General features: G+C 72.0%; 22 protein-coding genes and 1 tRNA gene. 7 read left to right on the forward strand and 16 right to left on the reverse strand.

Annotation, left to right across the window (positions count from 1 at the left end; translation table 11 throughout):
* Nucleotides 1-1,092 (reverse strand): serine/threonine-protein kinase (locus tag ABZV94_RS03500; RefSeq protein ID WP_356336729.1); only part of this gene is annotated, 1,092 nt, incomplete at its 3' end.
* Nucleotides 1,093-1,262: 170 nt separating this feature from the next.
* Here ABZV94_RS03500 and ABZV94_RS03505 point away from each other — a divergent pair.
* Nucleotides 1,263-2,330, forward strand: coding sequence for a serine hydrolase domain-containing protein (locus tag ABZV94_RS03505; protein ID WP_356336731.1), 1,068 nt, complete (start codon nucleotides 1,263-1,265; stop codon nucleotides 2,328-2,330).
* A 64-nt stretch (nucleotides 2,331-2,394) separates the two neighbouring features.
* On the opposite strand, the gene ABZV94_RS03510 is transcribed toward ABZV94_RS03505, so the two are convergent.
* Nucleotides 2,395-4,101 carry a glycerol-3-phosphate dehydrogenase/oxidase gene (locus ABZV94_RS03510; RefSeq protein ID WP_356336733.1) on the reverse strand — a complete coding sequence of 569 codons (1,707 nt, stop codon included), beginning with the start codon at nucleotides 4,099-4,101 and terminating at the stop codon, nucleotides 2,395-2,397.
* A 275-nt stretch (nucleotides 4,102-4,376) separates the two neighbouring features.
* On the opposite strand from ABZV94_RS03510, the gene ABZV94_RS03515 reads away from it, so the two are divergent.
* Nucleotides 4,377-5,585 carry a nucleotide sugar dehydrogenase gene (locus ABZV94_RS03515; RefSeq protein WP_356336735.1) on the forward strand — a complete coding sequence of 403 codons (1,209 nt, stop codon included), beginning with the start codon at nucleotides 4,377-4,379 and terminating at the stop codon, nucleotides 5,583-5,585.
* A gap of 476 nt (nucleotides 5,586-6,061) precedes the next feature.
* Here the strand turns inward: ABZV94_RS03515 and ABZV94_RS03520 are convergent, their stop codons facing one another.
* The 4 genes from ABZV94_RS03520 to ABZV94_RS03535 form a co-directional block, all read right to left on the reverse strand.
* The gene (locus tag ABZV94_RS03520; protein ID WP_356336738.1) at nucleotides 6,062-7,186 is read right to left on the reverse strand and encodes a GuaB3 family IMP dehydrogenase-related protein; all 1,125 of its coding nucleotides are present in this window, start codon (nucleotides 7,184-7,186) and stop codon (nucleotides 6,062-6,064) included.
* Nucleotides 7,187-7,302: 116 nt separating this feature from the next.
* Nucleotides 7,303-8,808: an IMP dehydrogenase gene (gene guaB, locus ABZV94_RS03525; protein ID WP_356336741.1), complete on the reverse strand. Its 1,506-nt coding sequence runs from the start codon at nucleotides 8,806-8,808 to the stop codon at nucleotides 7,303-7,305.
* Between the two features lie 165 nt (nucleotides 8,809-8,973).
* Nucleotides 8,974-9,561, reverse strand: coding sequence for a sigma-70 family RNA polymerase sigma factor (locus tag ABZV94_RS03530; protein WP_356336743.1), 588 nt, complete (start codon nucleotides 9,559-9,561; stop codon nucleotides 8,974-8,976).
* Between the two features lie 687 nt (nucleotides 9,562-10,248).
* Nucleotides 10,249-10,860: a response regulator transcription factor gene (locus ABZV94_RS03535; protein WP_003948568.1), complete on the reverse strand. Its 612-nt coding sequence runs from the start codon at nucleotides 10,858-10,860 to the stop codon at nucleotides 10,249-10,251.
* A gap of 381 nt (nucleotides 10,861-11,241) precedes the next feature.
* Between ABZV94_RS03535 and ABZV94_RS03540 the strand changes: the two genes are divergently transcribed.
* Complete coding sequence (locus tag ABZV94_RS03540; RefSeq protein WP_030641276.1) at nucleotides 11,242-11,571, forward strand: WhiB family transcriptional regulator; 330 nt, start codon at nucleotides 11,242-11,244, stop codon at nucleotides 11,569-11,571.
* A 138-nt stretch (nucleotides 11,572-11,709) separates the two neighbouring features.
* On the opposite strand, the gene ABZV94_RS03545 is transcribed toward ABZV94_RS03540, so the two are convergent.
* Nucleotides 11,710-12,624, reverse strand: coding sequence for a LysR family transcriptional regulator (locus ABZV94_RS03545; RefSeq protein WP_356336745.1), 915 nt, complete (start codon nucleotides 12,622-12,624; stop codon nucleotides 11,710-11,712).
* A gap of 80 nt (nucleotides 12,625-12,704) precedes the next feature.
* On the opposite strand from ABZV94_RS03545, the gene ABZV94_RS03550 reads away from it, so the two are divergent.
* From ABZV94_RS03550 to ABZV94_RS03560, 3 genes are all read left to right on the forward strand, one after another.
* Nucleotides 12,705-13,373 carry an MOSC domain-containing protein gene (locus tag ABZV94_RS03550; protein ID WP_356336747.1) on the forward strand — a complete coding sequence of 223 codons (669 nt, stop codon included), beginning with the start codon at nucleotides 12,705-12,707 and terminating at the stop codon, nucleotides 13,371-13,373.
* Nucleotides 13,374-13,447: 74 nt separating this feature from the next.
* Nucleotides 13,448-14,221 (forward strand): SDR family oxidoreductase, encoded by a 774-nt coding sequence (locus tag ABZV94_RS03555; RefSeq protein WP_356336749.1) that lies wholly within the window; start codon nucleotides 13,448-13,450, stop codon nucleotides 14,219-14,221.
* A gap of 74 nt (nucleotides 14,222-14,295) precedes the next feature.
* On the forward strand, nucleotides 14,296-15,003 hold the full coding sequence (locus ABZV94_RS03560) for an ester cyclase (RefSeq protein WP_356336751.1): 708 nt from the start codon (nucleotides 14,296-14,298) through the stop codon (nucleotides 15,001-15,003).
* A gap of 77 nt (nucleotides 15,004-15,080) precedes the next feature.
* On the opposite strand, the gene groL is transcribed toward ABZV94_RS03560, so the two are convergent.
* The 4 genes from groL to ABZV94_RS03580 form a co-directional block, all read right to left on the reverse strand.
* Nucleotides 15,081-16,706: a chaperonin GroEL gene (groL, locus tag ABZV94_RS03565; RefSeq protein ID WP_356336753.1), complete on the reverse strand. Its 1,626-nt coding sequence runs from the start codon at nucleotides 16,704-16,706 to the stop codon at nucleotides 15,081-15,083.
* Nucleotides 16,707-16,825: 119 nt separating this feature from the next.
* Nucleotides 16,826-17,134: a co-chaperone GroES gene (gene groES / locus ABZV94_RS03570; RefSeq protein ID WP_004955293.1), complete on the reverse strand. Its 309-nt coding sequence runs from the start codon at nucleotides 17,132-17,134 to the stop codon at nucleotides 16,826-16,828.
* Nucleotides 17,135-17,356: 222 nt separating this feature from the next.
* Nucleotides 17,357-18,172: a polysaccharide deacetylase family protein gene (locus tag ABZV94_RS03575; RefSeq protein ID WP_356336756.1), complete on the reverse strand. Its 816-nt coding sequence runs from the start codon at nucleotides 18,170-18,172 to the stop codon at nucleotides 17,357-17,359.
* On the reverse strand, nucleotides 18,169-18,954 hold the full coding sequence (locus tag ABZV94_RS03580; RefSeq protein ID WP_356336758.1) for a polysaccharide deacetylase family protein: 786 nt from the start codon (nucleotides 18,952-18,954) through the stop codon (nucleotides 18,169-18,171). The genes ABZV94_RS03575 and ABZV94_RS03580 overlap by 4 nt, the downstream gene beginning before the upstream one ends.
* A 90-nt stretch (nucleotides 18,955-19,044) precedes the next feature.
* Here ABZV94_RS03580 and ABZV94_RS03585 point away from each other — a divergent pair, with 90 nt between their 5' ends.
* A complete protein-coding gene (locus ABZV94_RS03585; RefSeq protein WP_356336760.1) occupies nucleotides 19,045-20,211 on the forward strand; it encodes a methyltransferase domain-containing protein in 1,167 nt (388 codons plus the stop codon).
* A 3-nt stretch (nucleotides 20,212-20,214) separates the two neighbouring features.
* On the opposite strand, the gene ABZV94_RS03590 is transcribed toward ABZV94_RS03585, so the two are convergent.
* The 5 genes from ABZV94_RS03590 to ABZV94_RS03610 form a co-directional block, all read right to left on the reverse strand.
* Nucleotides 20,215-21,471 carry an RNA polymerase sigma factor gene (locus ABZV94_RS03590; RefSeq protein WP_356336763.1) on the reverse strand — a complete coding sequence of 419 codons (1,257 nt, stop codon included), beginning with the start codon at nucleotides 21,469-21,471 and terminating at the stop codon, nucleotides 20,215-20,217.
* A gap of 43 nt (nucleotides 21,472-21,514) precedes the next feature.
* Nucleotides 21,515-21,871: a YciI family protein gene (locus ABZV94_RS03595; protein ID WP_356336765.1), complete on the reverse strand. Its 357-nt coding sequence runs from the start codon at nucleotides 21,869-21,871 to the stop codon at nucleotides 21,515-21,517.
* A gap of 137 nt (nucleotides 21,872-22,008) precedes the next feature.
* Entirely contained in the window at nucleotides 22,009-23,064 is a 1,056-nt protein-coding gene (locus tag ABZV94_RS03600) for an LCP family protein (RefSeq protein WP_356336768.1), read from the reverse strand.
* 187 nt (nucleotides 23,065-23,251) lie between these two features.
* Entirely contained in the window at nucleotides 23,252-24,283 is a 1,032-nt protein-coding gene (locus ABZV94_RS03605) for a LacI family DNA-binding transcriptional regulator (RefSeq protein ID WP_356336770.1), read from the reverse strand.
* A gap of 162 nt (nucleotides 24,284-24,445) precedes the next feature.
* Nucleotides 24,446-24,518 (reverse strand) — tRNA-Gly (locus tag ABZV94_RS03610).
* Nucleotides 24,519-24,529 lie beyond the last annotated feature (11 nt).

Raw genomic sequence — 24,529 nt, forward strand, 5'->3', positions numbered from 1 at the left:
CACCATCCGGACACTCGGGCCCGACTCGACCCACTTCCTATCGTCCGGCTCGCCGCCGCCCCGGCTCCGCACGGTCGCCGCGGACGTGGCCGCCCCGGCCGCCTTGCGGACCGACCGCAGCGCGCCGCGCAGCTTCTCCCCGGCCTCCTCGCCCCGCTTGCCGTCCGGTCCGCCGGACTGCGCCGGCAGCGGAACCACCTGCGTGGCGTCCAACGGCTTCGGCGCGGGCGCCTGGATCACCGCGTTGAGCATGGCCCGGGCACCGGCGTCGTCCAGCCGCTTGGCCGGATCCTTGGTCAGCAGGCCGTAGATGACGTCCCGCAGCGGTCCGGCGTTCTTCGGCTCCTCCAGGGGCTCGGTCATCACCGCGGTGAGCGTGGCGATCGCCGATCCCTTGTCATAGGGCGGGGTGCCCTCGACCGCCGCGTACAGCAGACCACCGAGCGACCAGAGGTCGGCGGCGGGGCCCGGCTTGTGGCCGCGGGCCCGCTCGGGGGAGATGTAGGACGGCGCGCCGACGAGCATGCCGGTGGAGGTGATGGACGGGTCGCCCTCGACCTGCGCGATACCGAAGTCGGTGAGCACGACCCGGCCGTCCTCGGCGATGAGCACGTTGGACGGCTTCACGTCCCGGTGCAGGATGCCCTCCCGGTGCGCGGAGCGCAGCACGTCGAGGATGGCCAGCCCCACCTCGGCGGCGCGCTGGGGCTCCAGCACGCCGTCCTCGCGGATGACCTCGGCGAGGGACTTGCCCTCGACCAACTCCATGACGATCCAGGGCCGGTCGTCCTCGTCGACCACGTCGAAGACCGTCACCGCGCTGTTGTTGCGGATCCGGGCGATGGCCTTCGCCTCACGCAGAGTGCGCGTGATCAGGCGCCGCTTCTCCTCCTCGTCGATGTTCGACGGGAACCGCAGCTCCTTGACGGCGACCGTCCGGCCCAGCGTCTCGTCCTCGGCGCGCCAGACCGTGCCCATACCGCCACGGCCCAGCACGTCTCCCAGCCGGTACCGCCCCGCGAGGAGACGCCGCTCGTTCTTGTCCTGACGAGTCTCCTGACGAGATGTACCCGCCCGCTCCGCCTCCGACATGCGTCCCCTCATACAACCCGCCCTGACAGAGCCTCCATTGTCTCTCACCCGACAAGTGGCCGACGCCCAGGGTGCCCGTCGCCGGGGCCTGCCCCCGCCGCCCCGGAAACCCCCCTGAAGTGGGCCTTCCGCTGACCGGGATGATGGGCCGTAAGAGGGGAGGAACCGGCATGCCGACGCTTCGGACAGTCCTGTCCATACCGGTGTCCCTGATGCTGCTGCTCGCCCCGGCCGCCTCCCGGGACACCTCCCGGGACATCTCCCCGGCGGCGGCCACGGACGCGGTCCTGCCGCTGCTCGTCAGCGACGGCAGGGCACCCGCCGCGGCCCTGCTGGCCCTGGACACCGGCGCGAAGGGAAGCCGCCTGCGCTACTCGGCCGCCGGCCGGGGCATCGCCCGCGCCGACCACTTCCGCGCCGGCAGCATCACCAAGACCCTCATCGCGACGGTCGTGCTCCAGCTGGCCGCCGAGCACCGGCTCTCCCTGTCCGACACCGTGGAGCGCCACCTGCCGGGGCTGCTGCGCGGACCCGGCACCGACGGCAGGCGCATCACCCTGCGGGCGCTGCTCACCCACACCAGCGGACTGGCCGACTTCACCCAAGCCACCCGGGGCGCCGTGCCCCTGACCGCCCGTCAAGCCGTGCGCATCGCTCTCACCCTCCCTCCGGCCCGCCCGGGCCGCTACTCCTACTCCAGCACCAACTACGTCCTGCTCGGCCTGGTCGTCCGCCAGGTCACCGGTCACTCCTACGCCTTCGAGGCCGAGCGCCGCGTCATCGCTCCGCTGGGTCTGACGGGCACCTCCTTCCCCGGGTCCGACAGATCACTGCCCTCACCGCACGGCCGCGCCTACGCCGCCGACGGCTCCGACGTCACCGAGCTCGACCCGCGCGTGGCCGGCGCGGCGGGTGAGCTGGTGACCACACTGGCCGACCTGGACCGCTTCTACGCGGCCCTGCTCGGTGGCCGGCTGCTGCCCCCGCGCTGGCTGCGCGAGATGCTCGACACCCGTGCCGCACACGGCTCGTACGGCATGGGGCTGTTTCCGGTGAAGCTGCCGTGCGGCACCACGGTGTGGGGGCACAACGGCCGGATATCCGGGAGCTACGTGCGCAGCGCAGCCACCGCCGACGGCCGCCGGGTCCTCACCTTCCGGGTGGACACGGACGCGATCGCGGACCCGCACCTCGAACCCGCGCTGCTCGCCGCCGAGTTCTGCCCTCGCACCTGGTAGAACGGTCCGGATTCGAGCGGAGATCCCGGAAACGGCCACTCGTTCGAGTGAATACCGGCTGCCGCTACAGCGGCACGATGTCCGGCGCACCCAGCCTCGCCGCGTCCGCCGTCTGGTCGTCCGGCTGGAGCTGGGACTCCCGCTCGGCCTCCACTCTCTTCTCGTAGTGCTCTACCTCGCGGGCGATCTGGTCCTCGTCCCAGCCGAGGACGGGTGCCATCAGCTCCGCCGCCTCGCGGGCGCTGCGGGTGCCGCGGTCGAAGGTCTCGATGGAGATGCGGGTGCGGCGGGTGAGGACGTCGTCCAGGTGCCGGGCACCCTCGTGGGAGGCCGCGTACACCACCTCGGCGCGCAGGTAGTCGTCGGCGGAGCGCAGCGGCTCGCCGAGCGTGGGGTCGGCCGCGATGAGGTCCAGGACCTCCTCGGCCAGGGAGCCGTACCGGTTCAGCAGGTGCTCCACGCGGACCACGTGCAGTCCGGTGCGCGCGGCGATCCGCGCTCGCGCGTTCCACAGCGCCTGGTAGCCCTCCGCGCCGATCAGCGGGGTCTCCTCCGTGACGCAGTCGGCCACGCGCATGCCGAGCCCGTGCACGGCCTCGTCGACGGCGTCCTTGGCCATCACGCGGTACGTCGTGTACTTGCCGCCCGCCACGACCACCAGTCCCGGCACGGGGTGGGCGACCGTGTGCTCGCGGGACAGCTTGCTGGTGGCGTCCGACTCGCCGGCCAGCAGCGGGCGCAGCCCGGCGTACACCCCCTGCACGTCGTCGCGGCTGAGCGGCACGGCCAGCACCGAGTTGACGTGTTCCAGCAGGTAGTCGATGTCGGCGCTGGACGCGGCGGGGTGGGCCTTGTCGAGGTCCCAGTCGGTGTCGGTGGTGCCGATGATCCAGTGCCGGCCCCAGGGAATGACGAAGAGGACGGACTTCTCGGTGCGCAGGATCAGACCGGTGGTGGAGTGGACGCGGTCCTTGGGCACGACCAGGTGGATGCCCTTGGAGGCGCGGACGTGGAACCGGCCGCGCTCGCCGACCATGGCCTGGGTGTCGTCGGTCCACACACCGGTGGCGTTGACGACCTGCTGGGCGTGGATCTCGTACTCCCCGCCGGCCTCGACGTCCTGCACCCGGGCGCCGACGACCCGCTCGCCCTCGCGCAGGAACCCGGTCACGCGGGCGCGGTTGGCCACCTTGGCGCCGTAGGACGCGGCCGTGCGCACCAGGGTGGCGACGAAGCGGGCGTCGTCCATCTGGGCGTCGTAGTACTGCAGGGCGCCGACCAGGGCGTCCTTCTTCAGACAGGGGGCGACACGCAGGGCGTGACGGCGGGTGAGGTGGCGATGTATGGGCAGGCCCCGGCCGTGGCCACGGGCCATGGACATCGCGTCGTACAGCGCGACGCCCGAGCCCGCATACAGCCGCTCCCAGCCCTTGTGCTGGAGCGGGTAGAGGAACGGCACCGGCTTCACCAGGTGGGGGGCGAGGCGCTCCAGCAGCAGGCCGCGCTCCTTGAGGGCCTCGCGGACCAGGGCGAAGTCGAGCATCTCCAGATAGCGCAGGCCGCCGTGGATCAGCTTGCTGGACCGGCTGGAGGTGCCGGACGCCCAGTCGCGGGCCTCGACCAGGCCGGTGGACAGGCCGCGGGTGACGGCGTCCAGCGCGGTGCCGGCGCCCACCACTCCACCGCCGACCACCAGCACGTCCAGCTCGCGCTCCGCCATCGCCGCCAGTGCCTCGGCGCGCTGCGCCGGCCCCAGAGTCGCTGTCCTCACCGCTGCCTCCCGCTGTCGCAGATCCGCTCGCGTCGGCCGCACCCGGTGGGCGAAGCCCGGTACATCCCCTGCCCAAATTCTGACCGGGCTGTCCGACTTCAGCCACCACTGGCTCCCGACCTGTGGACAACTTGCGCACAACCCTCGGAAGACACACAAACACAATCACACATAACGGTCATATATGTACCTAGTCTGACAGTGCACTCGCTCGTCTTCTCCACAGCGGTTGCGCACCTGTCCCGCTTCGGCTACTGGGAAGGACGGCCCACTCCATGCCCGCAGACCTCGCCGTCATCGGACTCGGTCCCTACGGCTTGCCGCTCGCCCAGGCCGCCGTCGCCGCCGGCATCCCCACCGTCGGCTATGCCACCGGCCCCGAGGCCGGCTCGCTCAGCCCCGCGGAGCTGCGCCGGATGCACTCCGCCGGCTTCCGCCCCGTCACCGACCCCGCCCAGCTCGGCCGGGTGCGCACCGCGGTGATCTGCGCGCCCACCCCGCGCGGCGCCGACGGCGGACTCGACCTCGGTCAGGTCGAGGCGGCCGCCCGCACCCTGGCGGCGCGGCTGCGCCCGCACACCACGGTCATCCTGGAGTCGCCGGTGCTCCCGGGCACCACGGAGGAGTTCCTGCGCCCGCTGCTGGAGGAAGGTTCGGGGCTGCGCGCCGGCCGCGACTTCCACCTCGCCTACTCCCCCAGCCGGGTCGACCCCGGCAGCCGCGACCACACCCCCGCGAGCACCCCGAAGGTCATCGGCGGCCTCACCCCCGCCTGCACCGAGTCGGCCGCCGCGTTCTACGGCCGGCTCACCGACAAGGTGGTACGCGCGCGTGGACTGCGCGAGGCGGAGACCGTGCAACTGCTGGAGACCAACTACCGGCACGTCAACATCGCGCTCGTCAACGAGATGGCCGTCCTCTGCCACGAGCTGGGGGTCGACCTGTGGGACGTCATCCGGTGCGCGGAGACCAAGCCCTTCGGCTTCCAGGCGTTCCGGCCGGGCCCGGGCGTCGGCGGGCACGGGGTTCCGCTGGACCTCACCGGGCACGCGACCCGCACCCTGCGCATGGTCGAGCTGGCCCAGCAGGTCAACAGCCGGATGCCCCGGTACGTCGTCCAGCGCGCGGCCACGCTCCTCAACGAACACGGCAAGTCCGCGCGCGGGGCCCGCGTGCTCCTCCTCGGCGTCACCTACAAGCCCGATCTGGCCGACCAGCAGGGCACCCCGGCGCAGGAGATCGCCGTACGGCTGATGGGACTGGGCGCGGCCGTGAGCTACCACGACCCGTACGTGCCCGAGTGGAGCGTCCTGGACCGGCCCGTGCCGCGCGCGGACTCCCTGTACGAGGCGGCAGCCGACGCCGACCTCACGATCCTGCTCCAGCAGCACCGCACGTACGACCTGCAAGGCCTCTCGGTGAAGGCCCAGCTGCTGCTGGACACGCGGGGGGCCACGCCCACGGGCGCGGCGCATCGGTTGTGAAGGGGGCGCGTTGGGGTGTGAGGGCTGGGGGCTGGCGGCGTGGGTGATGCGGCGCCGGTACCTTGGGACCAGGTGGAGCCCACCGCAGGGGTCACTGCGGTGGGCTCCTGGAAGTGATCGGAGTGTCCACCCCTATTCCGTCTGGGGGTGGCCACTCACGTCTTGTAGATCCACAAGGCGCACCTCCTCCGGAACTTCACCAGCCGAAGCCGAATGCGGTCCCAGTGGATGGGCTTGCGGTGGCGTCCCATGGGCGCCCCCTTCCACGATCCGCAAGCGGAACCGGGTCGCCGATCACGGCCACCACCGGCCCGCTACGCCCGTTCGGCCCGCGTTCGCCCCCGAACGCAACCACGCGCCCCCCCGTGCAACGCGCCCCCGCCACGGCCCACTTGAGCGCCGCCGGGCACGTGAAAGGGCCGGTCACCCACCCTGGATGACCGGCCCTTCAGGGGTCGTAGCGACCGCCCCGGCGACTACCGCCGGTGCTGGCTGTCCGCCACCGTCACCTCGACGCGCTGGAACTCCTTCAGTTCGCTGTAGCCGGTGGTGGCCATGGCGCGGCGCAGGGCGCCGAAGAAGTTCATCGAGCCGTCCGGGGTGTGGGACGGGCCGGTGAGGATCTCCTCGATCGTGCCGACCGTGCCGAGGTCGACCTTCTTGCCGCGGGGCAGCTCCTCGTTGACCGCCTCCATGCCCCAGTGGTGGCCCTTGCCGGGCGCGTCCGTGCCCCGGGCCAGCGGGGAACCCATCATCACGGCGTCGGCGCCGCAGGCGATGGCCTTGGGCAGGTCACCGGACCAGCCGACGCCGCCGTCCGCGATCACGTGCACGTACCGGCCGCCGGACTCGTCCATGTAGTCACGGCGGGCCGCGGCCACGTCGGCGACGGCGGTGGCCATCGGGACCTGGATGCCGAGCACGTTGCGCGTGGTGTGCGCGGCGCCGCCGCCGAAGCCGACGAGGACGCCGGCCGCACCGGTGCGCATCAGGTGCAGGGCCGCCGTGTACGTGGCGCAGCCGCCGACGATCACCGGGACGTCCAGCTCGTAGATGAACTGCTTCAGGTTCAGCGGCTCGTGCGAGGACGACACGTGCTCCGCCGAGACCGTCGTCCCGCGGATGACGAAGATGTCCACGCCCGCGTCCACGACCGCCTTGGAGAACTGGGCGGTGCGCTGCGGGGAGAGCGCGGCGGCGGTGACCACCCCGGAGTCCCGCACCTCCTTGATGCGGGCGCCGATCAGCTCCTCCTTGATCGGTGCCGCGTAGATCTCCTGGAGGCGGCGGGTCGCCTGCTCGGCGGGCAGCTCCGCGACCTCGTCCAGCAGCGGCTGCGGGTCCTCGTACCGCGTCCACAGGCCTTCGAGGTTCAGCACCCCGAGGCCGCCCAGCTCGCCGATGCGGATGGCGGTGGCCGGGGAGACCACGGAGTCCATGGGGGCGGCCAGGAACGGCAGCTCGAAGCGGTAGGCGTCGATCTGCCAGGCGATCGAGACCTCCTTCGGGTCCCGCGTACGGCGGCTGGGGACGACGGCGATGTCGTCGAAGGCGTACGCCCGGCGGCCGCGCTTGCCGCGCCCGATCTCGATCTCAGTCACGTTGGTGGCCTTTCCCTATGCGTTGCAGCGCCTTCCAGTATCGCCGACGGGTACGGCAACGGCGGCCCCGGATGCTCCGGGACCGCCGTGGCACGAGCCTCACGCGCGCGGGGGCGTCACTTCTTGCTGCTGTAGTTCGGTGCCTCGACCGTCATCTGGATGTCGTGCGGGTGGGACTCCTTCAGACCCGCCGAGGTGATCCGCACGAACCGGCCCTTGGACTCCATCTCCTCGATGGTGGCGGCGCCGACGTAGCCCATGGTCTGGCGCAGGCCGCCGACGAGCTGGTGCAGCACGTTGGCGAGCGGGCCGCGGTAGGGCACCTGGCCCTCGACGCCCTCGGGCACGAGCTTCTCGTCGGCGGTGACGTCGGCCTGGAAGTAGCGGTCCTTCGAGTACGACTTGCCCTGGCCGCGCGACTGCATGGCGCCCAGCGAGCCCATGCCCCGGTACGACTTGAACTGCTTGCCGTTGATGAAGAGGAGCTCGCCCGGGGACTCCTCGCAGCCGGCGAGGAGGCTGCCCAGCATCACCGTGTCGGCACCGGCGGCCAGCGCCTTGCCGATGTCCCCGGAGTACTGGAGGCCGCCGTCGCCGATCAGCGGGATGCCGGCGGGACGGGCCGCGAGGGACGCCTCGTAGATCGCGGTGACCTGGGGCACACCGATACCGGCCACGACCCGGGTGGTGCAGATGGAGCCCGGGCCCACGCCCACCTTGATGCCGTCCACACCGGCGTCGATCAGCGCCTGGGCGCCGTCGCGGGTGGCGACGTTGCCGCCGACCACGTCGACGTTCACGCTCGACTTGATCTTCGACATCCAGCTCAGGGCATTGCTGTTGTGGCCGTGCGAGGTGTCGACGACCAGGAAGTCCACACCGGCCGCGGCGAGCGCCTGAGCGCGCTCCAGCGCCTCCGGGCTGGCACCGACCGCCGCACCGACGAGCAGCCGGCCCTCGGCGTCCTTCGCCGCGTTGGGGTACTTCTCGGCCTTGACGAAGTCCTTGACCGTGATCAGGCCCTTGAGGACGCCCTCGTCGTCCACCAGCGGCAGCTTCTCGATCTTGTGCTTGCGCAGCAGCTCCATGGCCTCGGGGCCGGAGATGCCCACCTTTCCGGTGACCAGCGGCATCGGGGTCATGACCTCGTGCACGCGCCGGGTGCGGTCGCTCTCGAAGGCCATGTCCCGGTTGGTCACGATGCCGAGGAGCTTGCCGGCCGGGTCGGTGACCGGGACACCGCTGATGCGGAACTTCGCGCACAGGGCGTCCGCCTCGGCGAGCGTGGCCTCCGGGTGCACCGTGATCGGGTCGGTGACCATGCCGGACTCCGACCGCTTCACCAGGTCGACCTGGTTGACCTGGTCCTCGATGGAGAGGTTGCGGTGCAGCACACCGACGCCGCCCAGCCGGGCCATCGCGATGGCCATGCGGGACTCGGTCACCTTGTCCATCGCCGCGGACAGCAGCGGGATGTTCACCCGGACGTTGCGCGAGATGCGGGACGAGGTGTCGACCGCGTTGGGCAGCACCTCGGATGCGCCCGGCAGCAGCAGCACGTCGTCGTAGGTCAGCCCGAGTGTCGCGAATTTACCGGGCACTCCGTCGACGTTGGCAGTCATGACACCTTCCCCAAATGGCCTTGATCGGTGCGGATGTCCATGCTAACGGGAAGCGTCGCTAGCAAATTCCACGGTACGGGGTAGCTTCCGGCTTCGTATGTTCGTACGGAAACGGCGGCGCACCTGTTCAGCGAAGGAGCTACGCAGGCTCCGCGCAGGGCGGGTTCACTGTTCGGCGAGCGCCCTGAGGCGGCTCAGGGCCCGGTGCTGGGCCACGCGGACCGCACCGGGTGACATTCCCAACATCTGCCCCGTCTCCTCCGCGGTCAAGCCCACGGCGATGCGCAGCAGGAGCAGTTCGCGCTGGTTCTCGGGGAGGTTGGCCAGCAGCTTCTTGGCCCACTCGGCGTCGCTGCTGAGCAGGGCGCGCTCCTCGGGGCCGAGGGAGTCGTCGGGCCGCTCGGGCATCTCGTCGGACGGCACCGCGGTCGATCCCGGGTGGCGCATCGCCGCGCGCTGGAGGTCGGCGACCTTGTGGGAGGCGATGGCGAAGACGAACGCCTCGAAGGGGCGGCCGGTGTCGCGGTAGCGGGGCAGGGCGAGGAGGACCGCCACGCAGACCTCCTGGGCGAGGTCCTCCACGAAGTGGCGCGCGTCGCCGGGCAGGCGCGACAGCCGGGTGCGGCAGTAGCGCAGCGCCAGGGGGTGGACACGGGCGAGCAGATCGTGCGTGGCCTGCTCGTCCCCGTCGACGGCACGATGCACGAGCGCACCGATCGCCCCAGGGACCGTGCCCGCCTCGTCGTCGCGCATCGGTCCATGGTGCCCTGCGGCCGTCCGGTCCGTCGCATCGTGCTCGTGGTTGTGCACCGAAGCGTTATGAGCAGGTGCGCCGGCACTCATTCCCTGCGCCCTCCCCTTCCGCTCGACCGACTCGTCCCCGAGAGACTCCACACCTCAAGGATGCGGCATCCGCGCCGAAACGAGCAGCGCCCGTCCGGCGGGCCGCCCCGCACGGGCCTCTCAGGGCGTTCGCCGGGGTGGTGCGCCGGAGTGTTCACGCGCCGTGTTCGGCACTGCCCCGCGCCGGGGCGGTCGCCCGTCGACGCGTTCCACCGGATGGCGAGCCCACCTGCCGGCTTCTCCGGCGTTCGCCGCCGGCCTCCACGGCGGTGCGCCCGCCGGCGAGGGACCCGGACGGCCGGGACGGCCGGGCCGACCAGGGCGGCTCCGGCATCCGGATCGGCCCGGACGGCACCGTCCACCGGACGGCGCAGCGGCCCGGCAGACCACCGCCCGTAGGACCCGCGCACCGAAAGACCCGCACACCCGCGGCGGGCACCACGAACCCGGGTCACACAGCAGACCGGAGGACCGGACGAACCCTGGTGAGCCGGGCCGCGCTCGACCGCGCGGCAGGCCGGTCACCCGCACAGGAGCCGCGGGCGCGGACGGCGCCGGAACGCCCCGCGCCGAGCGGCCCGCCCGGCCTCCGACCCGCTAGCGGACCAGTCCCCAGCGGAAGCCGAGGGCCACCGCGTGCGCCCGGTCCGAGGCACCGAGCTTCTTGAACAGGCGCCGGGCGTGCGTCTTGACGGTGTCCTCGGAGAGGAACAGCTCGCGACCGATCTCGGCGTTCGAGCGGCCGTGACTCATGCCCTCCAGGACCTGGATCTCACGCGCGGTGAGCGTGGGCGCGGCGCCCATCTCGGCCGAGCGCAGCCGGCGCGGGGCGAGGCGCCAGGTGGGGTCGGCCAGCGCCTGGGTCACCGTGGCGCGCAGTTCCGCGCGCGAGGCGTCCTTGTGCAGGTATCCCCGCGCACCCGCGGCGACCGCGAGCGCCACCCCGTCGAGGTCTTCCGCGACGGTGAGCATGATGATGCGCGCGCCCGGGTCGGCGGACAGCAGCCGGCGCACGGTCTCGACGCCGCCCAGACCGGGCATGCGCACGTCCATCAGGATGAGGTCGGAGCGGTCGGCGCCCCAGCGGCGGAGGACTTCCTCGCCGTTGGCCGCCGTCGTCACGCGCTCGACACCGGGCACGGTCGCGACCGCGCGGCGGAGCGCCTCTCGGGCAAGCGGGGAGTCGTCGCAGACGAGGACGGATGTCATGACCGCCCTCCGCAGCTGATGCGCGTCACCTTGAGCCTCCAGGCTGGTACGGAATCGTCACCTGTGCGGTCGACCGTCTCGGACGCCTGCCCGAGCGCTTGTGTTCTCAACCGCCTCCGCACTCTCAACGACGGTCACTCGAAAGAGTTACGGGCCCGCGTGCCGTCTTCGGCACTCTACGTGAGGGCGTCGACACGGTGCAGACATGCTCGACGGACCCACAACTTTTCATCACAACCTATGCCCCATTCGGCCCCTTTTCTTCCCGTTTCGTAGTGTCCGGGGCTAGATTCGCAATGAGTCATATTTTCATCTCCTTAGACCGGAGATGTACGGTCGTTGGCACCGTATCCGCCCAGAACGGCGACAAGGGGTCACGTAATGGCAGATTTCTCCCGCCTTCCCGGACCGAACGCGGACCTGTGGGACTGGCAGCTGCTGGCTGCCTGCCGCGGGGTGGACAGCTCGCTCTTCTTCCACCCGGAGGGCGAGCGCGGGGCGGCTCGGAGCGCTCGCGAGAACTCGGCCAAAGAGGTCTGCATGAGGTGCCCGGTCCGTGCGGAGTGTGCGGCGCACGCGCTGGCGGTGCGCGAGCCGTACGGCGTCTGGGGCGGCCTGACCGAGGACGAGCGTGAGGAGTTGATGGGGCGGGCTCGCAACCGCCTGGTGGCGGCCTCCACCACCAGCGGAGACACCGCTTCCGATCACTGAAGGAACGGTTTCGGATCACTGAAGGAACGTTTCTGCAACACCTGTCGGCACAACATCCACTTCCCTACCGGGCACGCACGCGCGTGCCCGTGGCCCGTCCGGGCGGCACCCGCGCTCCGTGACCCCCGCTCCCGCGGACTACGCCTGGCCGCGCCCCGCCGTGCGCGCCGCCCGGGCCAGCTGCTCCAGCGTGGCCGACACCGCCGGCACCTGGGCCAGGTCGGGCAGGGTGAGGGCGACGATCTCCCGCCGCACCGCCGGTTCCAGCCGTACCGTGCGCACGCCCCGCGGCCGTACCGACTCCACGGCCAGCTGGGGCAGTACGGCGACACCGAGACCGGCGCCGACCAGGCCGACCACGGCCGGGTAGTCGTCGGTGGCGAAGTCGATGCGCGGGGTGAAGCCGGCCCCCTCGCACACCTCGACCAGCTGACCGCGGCAGCGCGGACAGCCCGCGATCCAGGGCTCGTGGGCCAGCTCGCCGATGGCGACGGTGTCCGCGCGCGCGAGCCGGTGCCGTTCGGGCACCAGGGCGACCAGGCGGTCCGTCAGCAGGGGCCGCACGACGAGGTCGTCCCAGTCCTCGGCGATCGCCGCACCCTCGTACCGGAAGGCCAGGGCCAGGTCGCAGTCGCCCTCGCGGAGCAGTTCGACCGACCGCGGCGGCTCGGCCTCCTCCAGGGAGACACGGGTGCCGGGGTGAGCCGCTCGCAGGGCGGCCAGGGCGGTGGGGACCAGGGTGGAGCTGCCGCTGGGGAAGGAGACCAGCCGGACCCGGCCCGCGCGCAGGCCGGCGATGGCGGCGACCTCCTCCTCGGCCGCGGTGAGCCCGGCCAGGATGCCGGAGGCGTGCCGGACCAGGGCCTCGCCGGCCTGCGTGAGGCGCATCTCGCGCCCGGTGCGGACCAGCAGCGGGGTGCCGACCGAGGCTTCCAGGGCCTTCATCTGCTGGCTGACGGCGGGCTGTGTGCAGCCCAGCTGACGCCCGGCCGCCGAGAAGGAACCGGTGGTGGCTACGGCGCGCAGGACGCGGAGATGGCGGGCCTCGATCACCCGTCGAGCATAAGGCAGTCTTGGGCAAGGCGACCAATAATGCGTCGACGCTTTGGGGACCGATCGCTTACCGTGCCGGGATGAAGCTTCTCTCGGTGAATCTGGGCCGGCCCCGGCAGGTGCCGTACACGAACCAGCCGGACGGTCTGACCGGCATCGACAAGCAGCCGGCCGACGGGCCGGTGCGGGTGGCGGCGCCCGGCCCGCGGGGCGTCGGCGCGGGCGGACTCGCCGGGGACGCGGTGTGCGACACCCGCTACCACGGCGGGGACGACCAGGCGGTGTACGCGTACGCCCGGGAGGATCTCGACGCCTGGGAGCGGGAACTCGGCAGATCGCTGGCCAACGGTTGCTTCGGCGAGAACCTGACGACGGACGGCCTGGACGTCTCCGGGGCGCTGATCGGGGAGCGCTGGCGGATCGGTGCCACCGTCGTACTGGAAGTGACCTCCGGCCGCATTCCGTGTGCCACCTTCCAGGGCCATCTGGGCGAGCGCGGCTGGGTCAGGAGATTCACGCAGAAGGGCGCAACGGGCGCCTACCTCCGGGTGATCGAACCGGGTGAGATCCGGGCGGGCGATCCCGTGCGGATCGTGCACCGGCCGGACCACGGGGTGACGGCGGCGATGCAGTTCCGCGCGGTCACCACCGAGCGGCAGCTGCTGCCCCGGCTGCTCGCGGCGGGCACGGCGCTGCACACGGACACGCTGGCGAAGGCCCGGAAGTACGTGGCCGAGCACGGGGCCTGACAGCTCGCCGGCAGGACACCGGACGCGGCGCGCGGACCGCGGAGGCCCGCGGTCCGGGTCACTACGCTTGGGCCATGACAACGGCTCTGATTACGGGATCGACCGCGGGGATCGGTGCCGCGTTCGCGCGGCGGCTGGCGGCGGACGGGCATGACCTCGTCCTGGTCGCGCGGGACACCAAGCGGCTGCGCGACCAGGCGACGGAACTGCACGACCGGCACGGCATCGAGGTGGAGGTGCTGACCGCCGACCTGGCGCGGGACGAGGGCATCGAGGCGGTGGCCGACCGGCTCGGCGACCAGAAGAACCCGGTCGACCTCCTGGTCAACAACGCCGGCTTCGGCAACAAGGGCCGCTATCTGGAGGTTCCGATGGCGGACGAGCTGCGGATGCTCAAGGTGCACTGCGAGGCGGTGCTCCGGCTGACGTCGGCGGCGGCCGGGGCGATGCGCGAGCGCGGCCGGGGCGGGGTGGTGAACGTCGCCTCGGTGGCCGCCTTCCTCCCGCGCGGCACGTACGGCGCGTCCAAGGCGTGGGTCGTGCAGTTCACCCAGGGCGCGGCCAAGGACCTGGCCAGCACCGGCGTCCGGCTGATGGCGCTGTGCCCGGGGTTCGTGCGCACCGAGTTCCACCAGCGGGCCGGGATGGGCACGGACAACATCCCGGGCTGGATGTGGCTGGACGCCGACAAGCTGGTCGCGGCGGCCCTGTCCGACCTCGCGCGCGGCAGGACGGTGTCCATCCCCGACCCCCGGTACAAGGCGCTGATGGGCCTGGTGAAGGTGACGCCGCGCGGGCTGCTGGGTGGGATCAGCTCCCGGACGGGGCGCAAGTACGGGCCGCAGTAGCGGACGGGTGGCGCCGCCGTCCCGGTGGGAAAATGGGCGGGACGGTACCGGACCAGGGGGGCCGGAGGCGGCGCATGACCTTCGTACAGCTCATCGAGTGCAGGACGAGCCGGCTGGACGAGATGAACCGGCTCATGGACGACTGGGTGCGGCAGACCAAGGGCAAGCGGACGGCGACGCACGCGGTGGTCGGCACGGACCGCTCGGACGCGTCGCACGTCGTCGAAGTGGTGGAGTTCGCGTCGTACGAGGACGCGATGCGGAACTCGAACCTCCCCGAGACCGACCGGATCTTCCGCGGCCTGGTCGCGCTGTGCGACGAGATGCCGACGTTCATCGACCTGGACGTCGTACGGGACGAGAACCTGGCCGAGGGCATGGTGCGCGGGTTCTTCGAGGCGCTGTGCGCCGAGGGCGAGCTGCCGCCGTTCAACGACCTGCTGGACGAGGACATCCACAGCCATGATCCGATGAACCCGCAGGACACCATCGGGCTGGACAACGTCCGCGCCGAGTTCCGGATGTGGCGCGGCGCGTTCGACTTCGCGTTCACGGTCGAGGACGTGCTCACCCAGGGCGACCGGGCCTGCGCGCGGTGGACCTGGTACGCCACGCACCAGGGCGATTTCCTGGGGATCGCGCCCACCGGCAGGCAGGTCGCCATGACCGGGATGACGCTGTTCCGGTTCGGCGAGGACGGCAAGATCGCGGAACTGTGGTGGCAGCACGACCAGCTGGGGCTGATGCAGCAGCTGGGCGCGCTCGACGCGCTGGAGCAGTAGACGCGTGGGAGCGCCGGACAGGGCGAAGGCCCGGCCCCCTCGACGGGGTGCCGGGCCTTCGCTCGAGAGCGCTCGGCTCAGTGCGCGTGGCCGTGGCTGTGACCCGCGGCGGCCGGCTCTTCCTCTTCCTTCTTCTCGACGACCAGGGTCTCGGTCGTGAGCAGCAGGGAGGCGATGGAGGCGGCGTTCTCCAGGGCGGAGCGGGTGACCTTGACCGGGTCGATGACGCCGGCCTTGATCAGGTCGCCGTACTCGCCGGTGGCGGCGTTGTAGCCCTGCCCCTTGTCCAGGTCCTTGACCTTGGACACGATGACGTAGCCCTCCTGGCCGGCGTTCTCGCCGATCCAGCGCAGCGGCTCGACCACGGCGTTGCGGACCACGGAGACACCGGTGGCCTCGTCGCCGGACTTGTCGAGGTTGCCGTCCAGCACCTTGGAGGCGTGGACCAGGGCGGAGCCACCACCGGAGACGATGCCCTCCTCGACCGCGGCGCGGGTCGCGGAGATGGCGTCCTCCAGACGGTGCTTCTTCTCCTTCAGCTCCACCTCGGTGGCGGCGCCGACCTTGATCACGCACACGCCGCCGGCCAGCTTGGCGAGGCGCTCCTGGAGCTTCTCGCGGTCCCAGTCGGAGTCGGTGTTCTCGATCTCGGCCTTGATCTGGGCGACGCGGCCCTGCACGTCCTCGGACTTGCCGGCGCCGTCGACGATCGTGGTGTCGTCCTTGGTGACGGTGACGCGGCGGGCGGAGCCGAGCACGTCGATGCCGACCTGGTCGAGCTTGAGGCCGACCTCCTCGGAGATGACGGTGGCGCCGGTGAGGACGGCCATGTCCTGGAGCATCGCCTTGCGGCGGTCGCCGAAGCCGGGGGCCTTCACCGCGACGGCGTTGAAGGTGCCGCGGATCTTGTTGACGACCAGGGTCGACAGGGCCTCGCCCTCGACGTCCTCGGCGATGATCAGCAGCGGCTTGGAGGAGCCGGCCTGGATGACCTTCTCCAGCAGCGGCAGCAGGTCGGCGATGGCGGAGATCTTGCCCTGGTTGATGAGGATGTACGGGTCCTCCAGGACGGCCTCCATGCGCTCCTGGTCCGTCACGAAGTACGGCGACAGGTAGCCCTTGTCGAAGGCCATGCCCTCGGTGAAGTCCAGCTCCAGGCCGAAGGTGTTGGACTCCTCGACGGTGATGACACCGTCCTTGCCGACCTTGTCCATGGCCTCGGCGATCAGCTCGCCGACCTGCTGGTCCTGGGCGGACAGCGCGGCGACGGCGGCGATGTCGGACTTCTCGTCGATCGGGCGGGCCGAGGCGAGCAGGTCCTCGGAGACGGCCTTGACCGCGGCGTCGATGCCCTTCTTCAGGGCGGCCGGGGAGGCACCGGCGGCGACGTTCTTCAGACCCTCGCGGACCAGCGCCTGGGCGAGGACGGTGGCGGTGGTGGTGCCGTCACCCGCGATGTCGTTGGTCTTGGTCGCCACCTCCTTCACCAGCTGCGCGCCGAGGTTCTCGTACGGGTCCTCGATCTCGACCTCGCGGGCGATCGTGACACCGTCGTTGGTGATGGTGGGCGCGCCGAACTTCTTGTCGATGACGACGTTGCGGCCCTTGGGGCCGATCGTCACCTTGACGGTGTCGGCAAGCTTGTTGACGCCGCGCTCAAGGGCGCGACGGGCGTCCTCGTCGAACTTCAGGATCTTCGCCATGACAGCGGGAGCCCTCTCGGAAATCTGTGGGTGAAAAGACGCTGCGCCCCGGGCGCCCGGCTTCTTATCGGTCGCGGGGGCCAGGGGCGCAGCTCAAAGCGGAGAGTCGCTTGAGGTGATTACTTCTCGATGATCGCGAGGACGTCGCGAGCCGAGAGGACGAGGTACTCGTCGCCGTTGTACTTCACCTCGGTGCCGCCGTACTTGCTGTAGAGGACGACGTCGCCGACCTTGACGTCGAGCGGCAGACGCTCGCCGTTCTCGAACCGGCCCGGGCCCACGGCGAGGACGGCACCCTCCTGGGGCTTCTCCTTCGCGGTGTCCGGGATGACCAGGCCAGAGGCCGTGGTCTGCTCGGCGTCCAGCGGCTGGACCACGATGCGGTCCTCGAGCGGCTTGATGGCAACCTTGGAGCTGGCGGTCGTCACGATCCGACCTCCCCCTTCGGAGATCTCACGGGGTTAACTGTCTGAGGTGGCGACCAGGTCGATCCGTCGTCGCGGGTGCCGGACCTGCCCGTCGCGTTTGTCTGGCACTCTCCAGGGGGGAGTGCCAGAGCCGAGACTATGACCGCGATTAGCACTCGGTCAAGCGGAGTGCCAATTGCCCGCGGCGCGTCGGCCGTTTTGCCCGCGGCGGGCCGCACGGCCTCACCCGAGGTAGTCCTCCAGGCGCCCCACCGTCAGTCCTCGCCCCTGTGCCTCCCTCAGCACCCGTACCGTCCGCGTCCGCAGGGCCGGCCCCCTCGACTCGTCGGGGCCCACCAGGACGATGTCGCCGGGGCGCAGGTGGCGGGGGCCGTGGGTGTAGGCGAGGCCCGCCGGGGTCAGGGCGGCACGCCACAGGACGAGCGCGGAGACGCCGCAGTCGGCCGCCGCGCGCAGCGTGGTGCGGTCGTAGGAGCCGTAGGGCGGGCGGAAGAGGCGGGGGCGGACGCCGAGGGCGGCGCGGAGGCGGTCCTGCTGGCCGCAGATCTCGGCGCGCTGGCCGGCGTACGGCAGTCCGGCCGGCGCCCGGTGGTCGACGGTGTGGTTGCCGATGCCGGCGCCCAGGGCGCGCAGGCGGGCGAAGTGGCGGTAGCCGGGGCCGGCGACGCTGTCGGTGAGGAACAGGGTGACCGGGAGCCGGAGTTCGCGGACCATGTCGACGAAGCGGGGGTCCCGCTCGGCGCCGTCGTCGTAGGTGAGGAAGACGACCGGGTCGCGGGTGGGGACGCGGTCGACCACGGGGGGCGGGGTGCCGGTCCCCGGGTGCCCAGCGAGCGGGCGGGCCGGGTGCACCGGGGAGCGGGCGAGGGGCCGGGTCAGGCCCCAGACGCGGTAGCGGTGGTCGGGGGCGGTGGTGTGCGGGCGCACCCCTTCGGCGGCCTTCTTGCCGAGGCGTTCGATGGGGTCGACGGACTGGGCGCAGCCCGTCAGGAGCAGGGCCGCGGCGAGCACCGCGGCCGGGCCCCTGACCCGCCTCACAGGTAGTCCTCCAGGCGGGCCACGGCGTAGCCCTCGCGCGTGACCTTGTTCAGGAAGCGGCGCATGTCGTCCACCATCGTGCCGTCCCAGTCGTCCCGGCCGCGGAAGTGGGTGAGGACGATGTCGCCGCGGCGCAGCCGCTTGTCGTCCTCGCGGTACTCCCAGTGGTCGACGAAGACCTCCTCGTTCCAGATCGGCGCGTACTTGATGCCGCACTCCTTGGCGGCGACCAGGGTGTCCTGGTTGTAGTTGCCGTAGGGCGGGCGGAAGACGGTGGGCGCCTTGCCGAACTGCTTCTTCATGACGGCCTGCATGCCGCAGATCTCGTCCTTCTGCTCCTCGTAGGACAGACCCGGCAGGTAGGGGTGGTGCAGGGTGTGGTTGTTGAGGGTGTTGCCGTAGGAGCGCATCCTGCGGAAGTAGGCGTAGTCGTCCCTGACCAGGTAGTCGCTGAGGAACGCGGTGTACGGGATCTTGAGCTCGTGCATCATGGCGAGGAACCGCGGGTCCTTCTCGGCGCCGTCGTCGATCGTCAGGAAGACGACCTTCTGCCGGGTCGGGATCGTGGTGAAGACGGGGGGCAGGTTCCAGTCCTCCTGGTGGTCCACCTCGAATCCGTCGCGGGCGGTGATCCTCGGCTTCACCGCGGGCGGTGGCGGCGGCGTGAGCGGGACCTGGTCCAGCCCCCAGCGCCGGGCGGCGGCGGCCAGCGCGGCTGCTCCGCCCCCGAGGGCCAGTCGCCGGAGAGTCCGACTTTTGTCATTTTGTACTACTGCTCGCATGGTGCCGGATCCTCCCAGGCCCCGGCCCGCGACCCCGGCCGACACCGCCGCCGGAGGCGCACCATCCACCGACTGGCCCACAATGACCCGGTGAACGACCTCGCACTGCTCCTCACCCCCGAAGGCCGCGCCCTCCTCGACGAGGTGCGCGACACCGAGCCCGCGCAGGAGCTGGCCGTGGCCACCCGGCTGCGCCGCGAGCACCCGGCCGACCTGGTCTCCGCCGCGCTCGGCCAGGCCCGGCTGCGGCAGCGGGCGGTGGCGAAGTTCGGGGCCGAGGACGCCGGGCGCATGTTCTTCACGCCGAACGGGGTCGAGCAGTCGACGCGGGCCCGCGTCGCGGCGTACCGGGCCGGACGGCTGAAGGAGCTGGGCGTCACCTCCGTCGCCGACCTGTGCTGCGGGATCGGCGGGGACGCCATCGCGCTGGCACGGGCCGGGATCCGGGTGCTGGCCGTCGACCGGGACCCGCTGACGGCGGCCGTGGCGCGCGCGAACGCCGAGGCGCTCGGGCTGGCCGGCCTCATCGAGGTCCGGGAGGCCGACGTCACGCAGGTGGACACCGCCGGGTACGACGCGGTGTTCGTGGACCCCGCGCGCCGGGGCGGGCGCGGCCGGCTCTTCGATCCGGAGGCGTACTCGCCGCCGCTGTCCTGGGCGGTCGAGGCGGCTCTCGCGGCGCCCCGCGCCGCGCTGAAGATCGCCCCGGGCATCCCGCACGAGGTGGTCCCGGCCCAGGCCGAGGCCGAGTGGGTCTCCGACGGCGGCGACGTGAAGGAGGCGGTGCTGTGGTTCGGGACCGGGGCGCCGGGCGCGGTGCGGGCCACGCTGCTGCCGGGCCCGCGCACGCTGCTCGGCCGCGGGCTGCACGATCCCGGCGTCCGGCCGGTGGGGCGGTACCTGTACGAGCCGGACGGCGCCGTGATCCGCGCGCACCTGGTCGCGGAGGTCGCCGAGGAGGTCGGCGGCGGACTGCTGGACCCGACCATCGCGTACATCACCGCGGACGAGGCCCGGCCCACGCCCTACGCCACCGCCTACGAGATCACCGACCGGCTCCCGTTCAACGTCAAGAGGCTGAAAGCCCTGCTGCGCGAGCGGGAGGTCGGCACGCTGACCGTGAAGAAGCGCGGCTCGGCGGTCGAGCCCGAGGAGCTGCGCCGGAAGGTGAAACCGCAGGGGCCGAACGCGGCCACCGTGTTCCTCACCCGCGTCGCCGGGGCGCCGGCGATGCTGATCGGCCGTCCGCTGGGCTGAGGCTCAGCCGCACGCACGCGCCCTGCGCAGCAGCAGCTCCCGTTCCCGCTCGTTGTGGGTCAGGGCCGCCGCCCGGAGGAACTCCTCGCGGGCCTCGGCGGTGCGGCCGAGGCGGGAGAGGAGGTCGCCGCGGACGCTGGGCAGCAGGTGGTAGCCGCGCAGCGCGGGCGCGTCAGCGAGGGCGTCCACCAGCCTCAGGCCCGCCGCCGGGCCGTCGGCCATCGACACGGCGACCGCGCGGTTCAGCTCGACCACCGGGGAGGGCCCGCGGACGGCCAGCAGGCCGTACAGGGTGGCGATGGCCCGCCAGTCCGTCTCCTCGTACGTGTACGCGCGCGCGTGGCAGGCGGCGATGGCCGCCTGGAGCGTGTACGGGCCCGGGGGGCCGCTCGCGGTGGCCCCGGCGCGGTCGAGGGCGCGGATGCCGCGCGCGATGAGCATGCGGTTCCAGCGGCTGCGGTTCTGGTCCTCCAGCAGCACCGGTGAACCGTCGGGGCCGGTGCGGGCGGCGGAGCGGGATGCCTGGAACTCCAGCAGCGCCGTCAGCCCGTGCACCTCGGGCTCCTTGGGCATCAGCGCGGACAGCACCCGGGCCAGCCGCAGCGCGTCCTCGCACAGGCCGGGGCGCAGCCAGTCGTCGCCCGCGGTGGCCGCGTACCCCTCGTTGAAGATCAGGTAGATGACGTCCAGCACGGAGCCCAGGCGGGCCTCGCGGTCGGGGCCGTACGGCACCTCGAAGGCGACGTTGCGCTTCGCCAGGGTGCGCTTGGCGCGGACGATCCGCTGGGCGACCGTGGACTCCGGGACCAGGTAGGCACGGGCGATCTCGGCCGTGGTCAGACCGCCCAGCAGGCGCAGGGTGAGCGCGGTGCGGGCCTCCGGTGACAGCACCGGATGGCAGGCGGTGAAGACCAGCCGGAGCAGGTCGTCGTCGATGTCGTCCGGGTCGGCCGGTGCGTCGTACGACGGCGGGGCCGTCTCCAGGTCGCGCCCGATCTCGGCGAGCTTGCGGGCGTAGGTCTCGCGGCGCCTGATCAGGTCGACGGCCCGGTGCCGGGCGGTGGCCATGAGCCAGGCGCCCGGGTTGTCCGGCACCCCGTCCAGCGGCCACCGCTCCAGGGCGGCGACCAGGGCGTCCTGCGCCAGTTCCTCGGCGATGCCGACGTCCCGGACGATCCGGGCGACCCCGGCGATCACCCGGGGCGACTCCAGGCGGAAGACGGTCTCGATGGCGTGCGCCGTGGCGGGCTGTGTCTCCACAGCCCACCATGCAACACCCTGGGCGGCGGCGGGCCAAACGGGCTCAGCCCTCGGCGATCTCCCGCAGCTCGCAGGCGAGCTGCCACTCCGGGCCGTGGATCTTCAGGAAGCGCTGGGTCCACTCCAGTGCCTCGGCCCGGTCCTTGCACTGCATGAGCGCGTAGCCGCCGACGACCTCCTTGGACTCGGTGAACGGGCCGTCGGTCACGGAGACCTTCTCGCCGTCCCAGTCGATCCGGGACGCATCGGCGGACGGGGTGAGTCCGGCGGTGTCGAGCAGGACACCGGCCTTGGTCATCTCCTCGATCAGCTCGCCCATCCGCTGCATCAGCTCCTCGCTGGGCCCCCCGGCGGGGCCGGCGGACTCGTCGACGCGAACGAGCGACAGGTAGCGGGGCATGGTGACTCCTCCGGTCGGGGCGGCGGGTCCGTTCCCGCCACTCACCCCTTGCGTCGAACGGGAACCACCCGGATCGACATCCTCGCGGAAAATTCCGCGGGATTTTTTTCCGCCCCCGACGACCGCCCGGGCACGGCTCAGCGCAGGGAGGCCCAGAGGTCGTTCGCCGCCGGTTCCTCCGCGACGACCCGGTTGGGGTCGGAGGGCGCCGTGACGACCGGCATGGTCACCGTCCGCACCCGGTCGACGGTCAGTCCCTTCAGGCTCCGGCCGAGGCTCACCAGCTCGTTCAGGGAGTTCAGTCCGGTGTCGGTGGTGAGGCTGGTGGTGACGGCGTCGGCGACCCGGTACAGCCGGGCTGGGTCGGAGAGCAGCCCCGCGCCGGACATGTGCTCCAGCAGGGCCTTGACCAGCGTCTGCTGGAGCCCTATGCGGCCCAGGTCGCTGCCGTCGCCTATGCCGTGCCGGGTCCGGGCGAGAGCGAGGGCCCGCCTGCCGTCGAGATGGTGGGTGCCCGCCTTGAGGTGCAGGTGGCTCATGTCGTCGTCGATGTCCTGGCCGGTGGTCACGTCGACCCCGCCGAGCGCGTCGACCAGCTTGGCGAAGCCGGAGAAGTCGATCTCCAGGTAGTGGTCCATGCGGACACCCGTCAGGGACTCGACGGTCTTCACCGCGCACACCGGGCCGCCCACCGCGTAGGCGCTGTTGAACATGGCGCCGTACGCCGGTGCCGTGCTGCCGCCGGAGGAGAGCGGGCAGGACGGGCGGGTGACGAGCGTGTCGCGCGGGATGCTGACGACGGTGGCCTTCGTGCGGCCCGCGTCGATGTGCACCACCATCGCGGTGTCGGACCGGGCTCCGCCGCTGTCGCCGCCGCCCAGCTTCTGGTTGTCCTTGCCGCTGCGCGAGTCCGAGCCGAGGACCAGGATGTTGAGGGAACCGGTGGGCAGCGGGGAGGCGTCCGCCGGGGCGGACGCGGACGGGGTGACCGCGGCGCGGGCCGGGCGGTCGTCGCCGAGCGCGCTGTCGATGTCGACGCTGGTGATGTTGTGGTTGAGATGCCAGTAGGCCCAGCCGGTCCCCGCCACGCCCAGCACCAGGGCGCCCGCCAGAGCGAGGCCGACGATCTTCAGCGCTCTCGCCCGCCCGCCCGCCCGTCCGCCCGCGTCGCCTTGCTCCACCTGTCGCGTCACGGCAGGAACATAAGTCCGAATTATTAGGGGAGTGTTAGCGGAAGCCCGTCCGAGTCGGTTTTCTTGCGAAATTCTCATCCAACGTCACGGTGAGTACCGGATTGGCGCTGTTCCACGACGCGTTGAAGCACAGGGCACCCAACCACCCTCCGGCACCGGCCCGTTGGAAGACCGGCCGCACGCGCCGCTAAACGGCCGGGGGCACGTGCGTGCTCGACCGCACCACCAGGCTCGTCGCCAGCTCCACCCGGGTCGCCGCCCGCTCCTCGCGCTCGCTCCCCAGCTCCAGCACCAGCCGGGCCGCGGCCTCGGCCATCTCGGTGAGCGGCTGCCGTACGGTCGTCAGCGGCGGCCCCACCCAGCGGGCCACCGGCAGATCGTCGAAGCCGACCACGCTCAGGTCCTCCGGGACGCGCAGGCCCAGCTCACGGGCGGCCTCGTACAGGCCGAGCGCCTGAAGGTCGTTGCCCGCGAAGACGGCGGTGGGCCGGTCCGGGCGGCGCAGCAGCTCCAGGCCCAGGCGGTAGCCCGCGTCGTGGTGGAAGTCGCCGGCCACGACGAGGGAGGGGTCGACGGGCAGCCCGGCCGTCTCCAGCGCGGCCCGGTAGCCGTCGACCCGGGCCCGGCTGCACATCATCCGGGACGGGCCGCTGATCGCGCCGATCCGGGTGTGGCCGAGTTCCACCAGGTGGCGGGTGGCGGCGAGGCCGCCCTGCCAGTTGGTGGCGCCGATGGAGGGCACGTCCGGGCCCGGGTCGCCGGCCGGGTCCATCACCACGAACGGGATGGAGCGGCTGGTCAGCAGCGCCCGCTGGGACTCGTCGAGCTCGGAGAGGACCAGCACCACGCCGTGCGGGCGGCGGGCGGCGACCTGGTCGGCCCAGGTGCGGCCGGGGGTGAGCCGGCCGGCCGACTCGGACAGGACCACACTCAGTCCGGCGTCCCGGGCGACGTTCTCCACGCCCCGGATGACCTCCATCGCCCAGGCGCTCTCCAGCTCGTGGAAGACGACGTCGATCAGGGGCGAGCGGGAGGCCTCGGCACGGCGGCGCCGGTAGCCGTAGGCGCGCAGCAGCTCCTCGACGCGGGTGCGGGTCGCGGGGGAGACATCGGCCCGGCCGTTGAGGACCTTCGAAACAGTCGGAGCGGAGACCCCCGCCTCACGGGCGATCTCGGCGAGGGTCGCCGTCTGCGTTCCTGCGGGCTTCGAGGGCTTCATGCCCGCGATCGTATCCTCGCCGGACCGCTCGACGAAGCCCCCGGCACACCAGGAGCCCACCGGAACATTCGAAAGACCTTCCGAAACTTTCGCCACCGGTTCGCCACGGGTGCGCGCAACGCGAACACCCCGCCGCCGGAAACCCGGGGGCGGGGTGTCGAGTGGAGCGCCGGGCAGGCCTTGCACCTGCATCTCCCCGCAGGAAGCGGGGCGTCTTTCCTTGGACCACCAACGCACTGCGTCCGG

This window comes from Streptomyces sp. NPDC004658 (genome assembly GCF_040609555.1).
GTDB lineage: Bacteria > Actinomycetota > Actinomycetes > Streptomycetales > Streptomycetaceae > Streptomyces.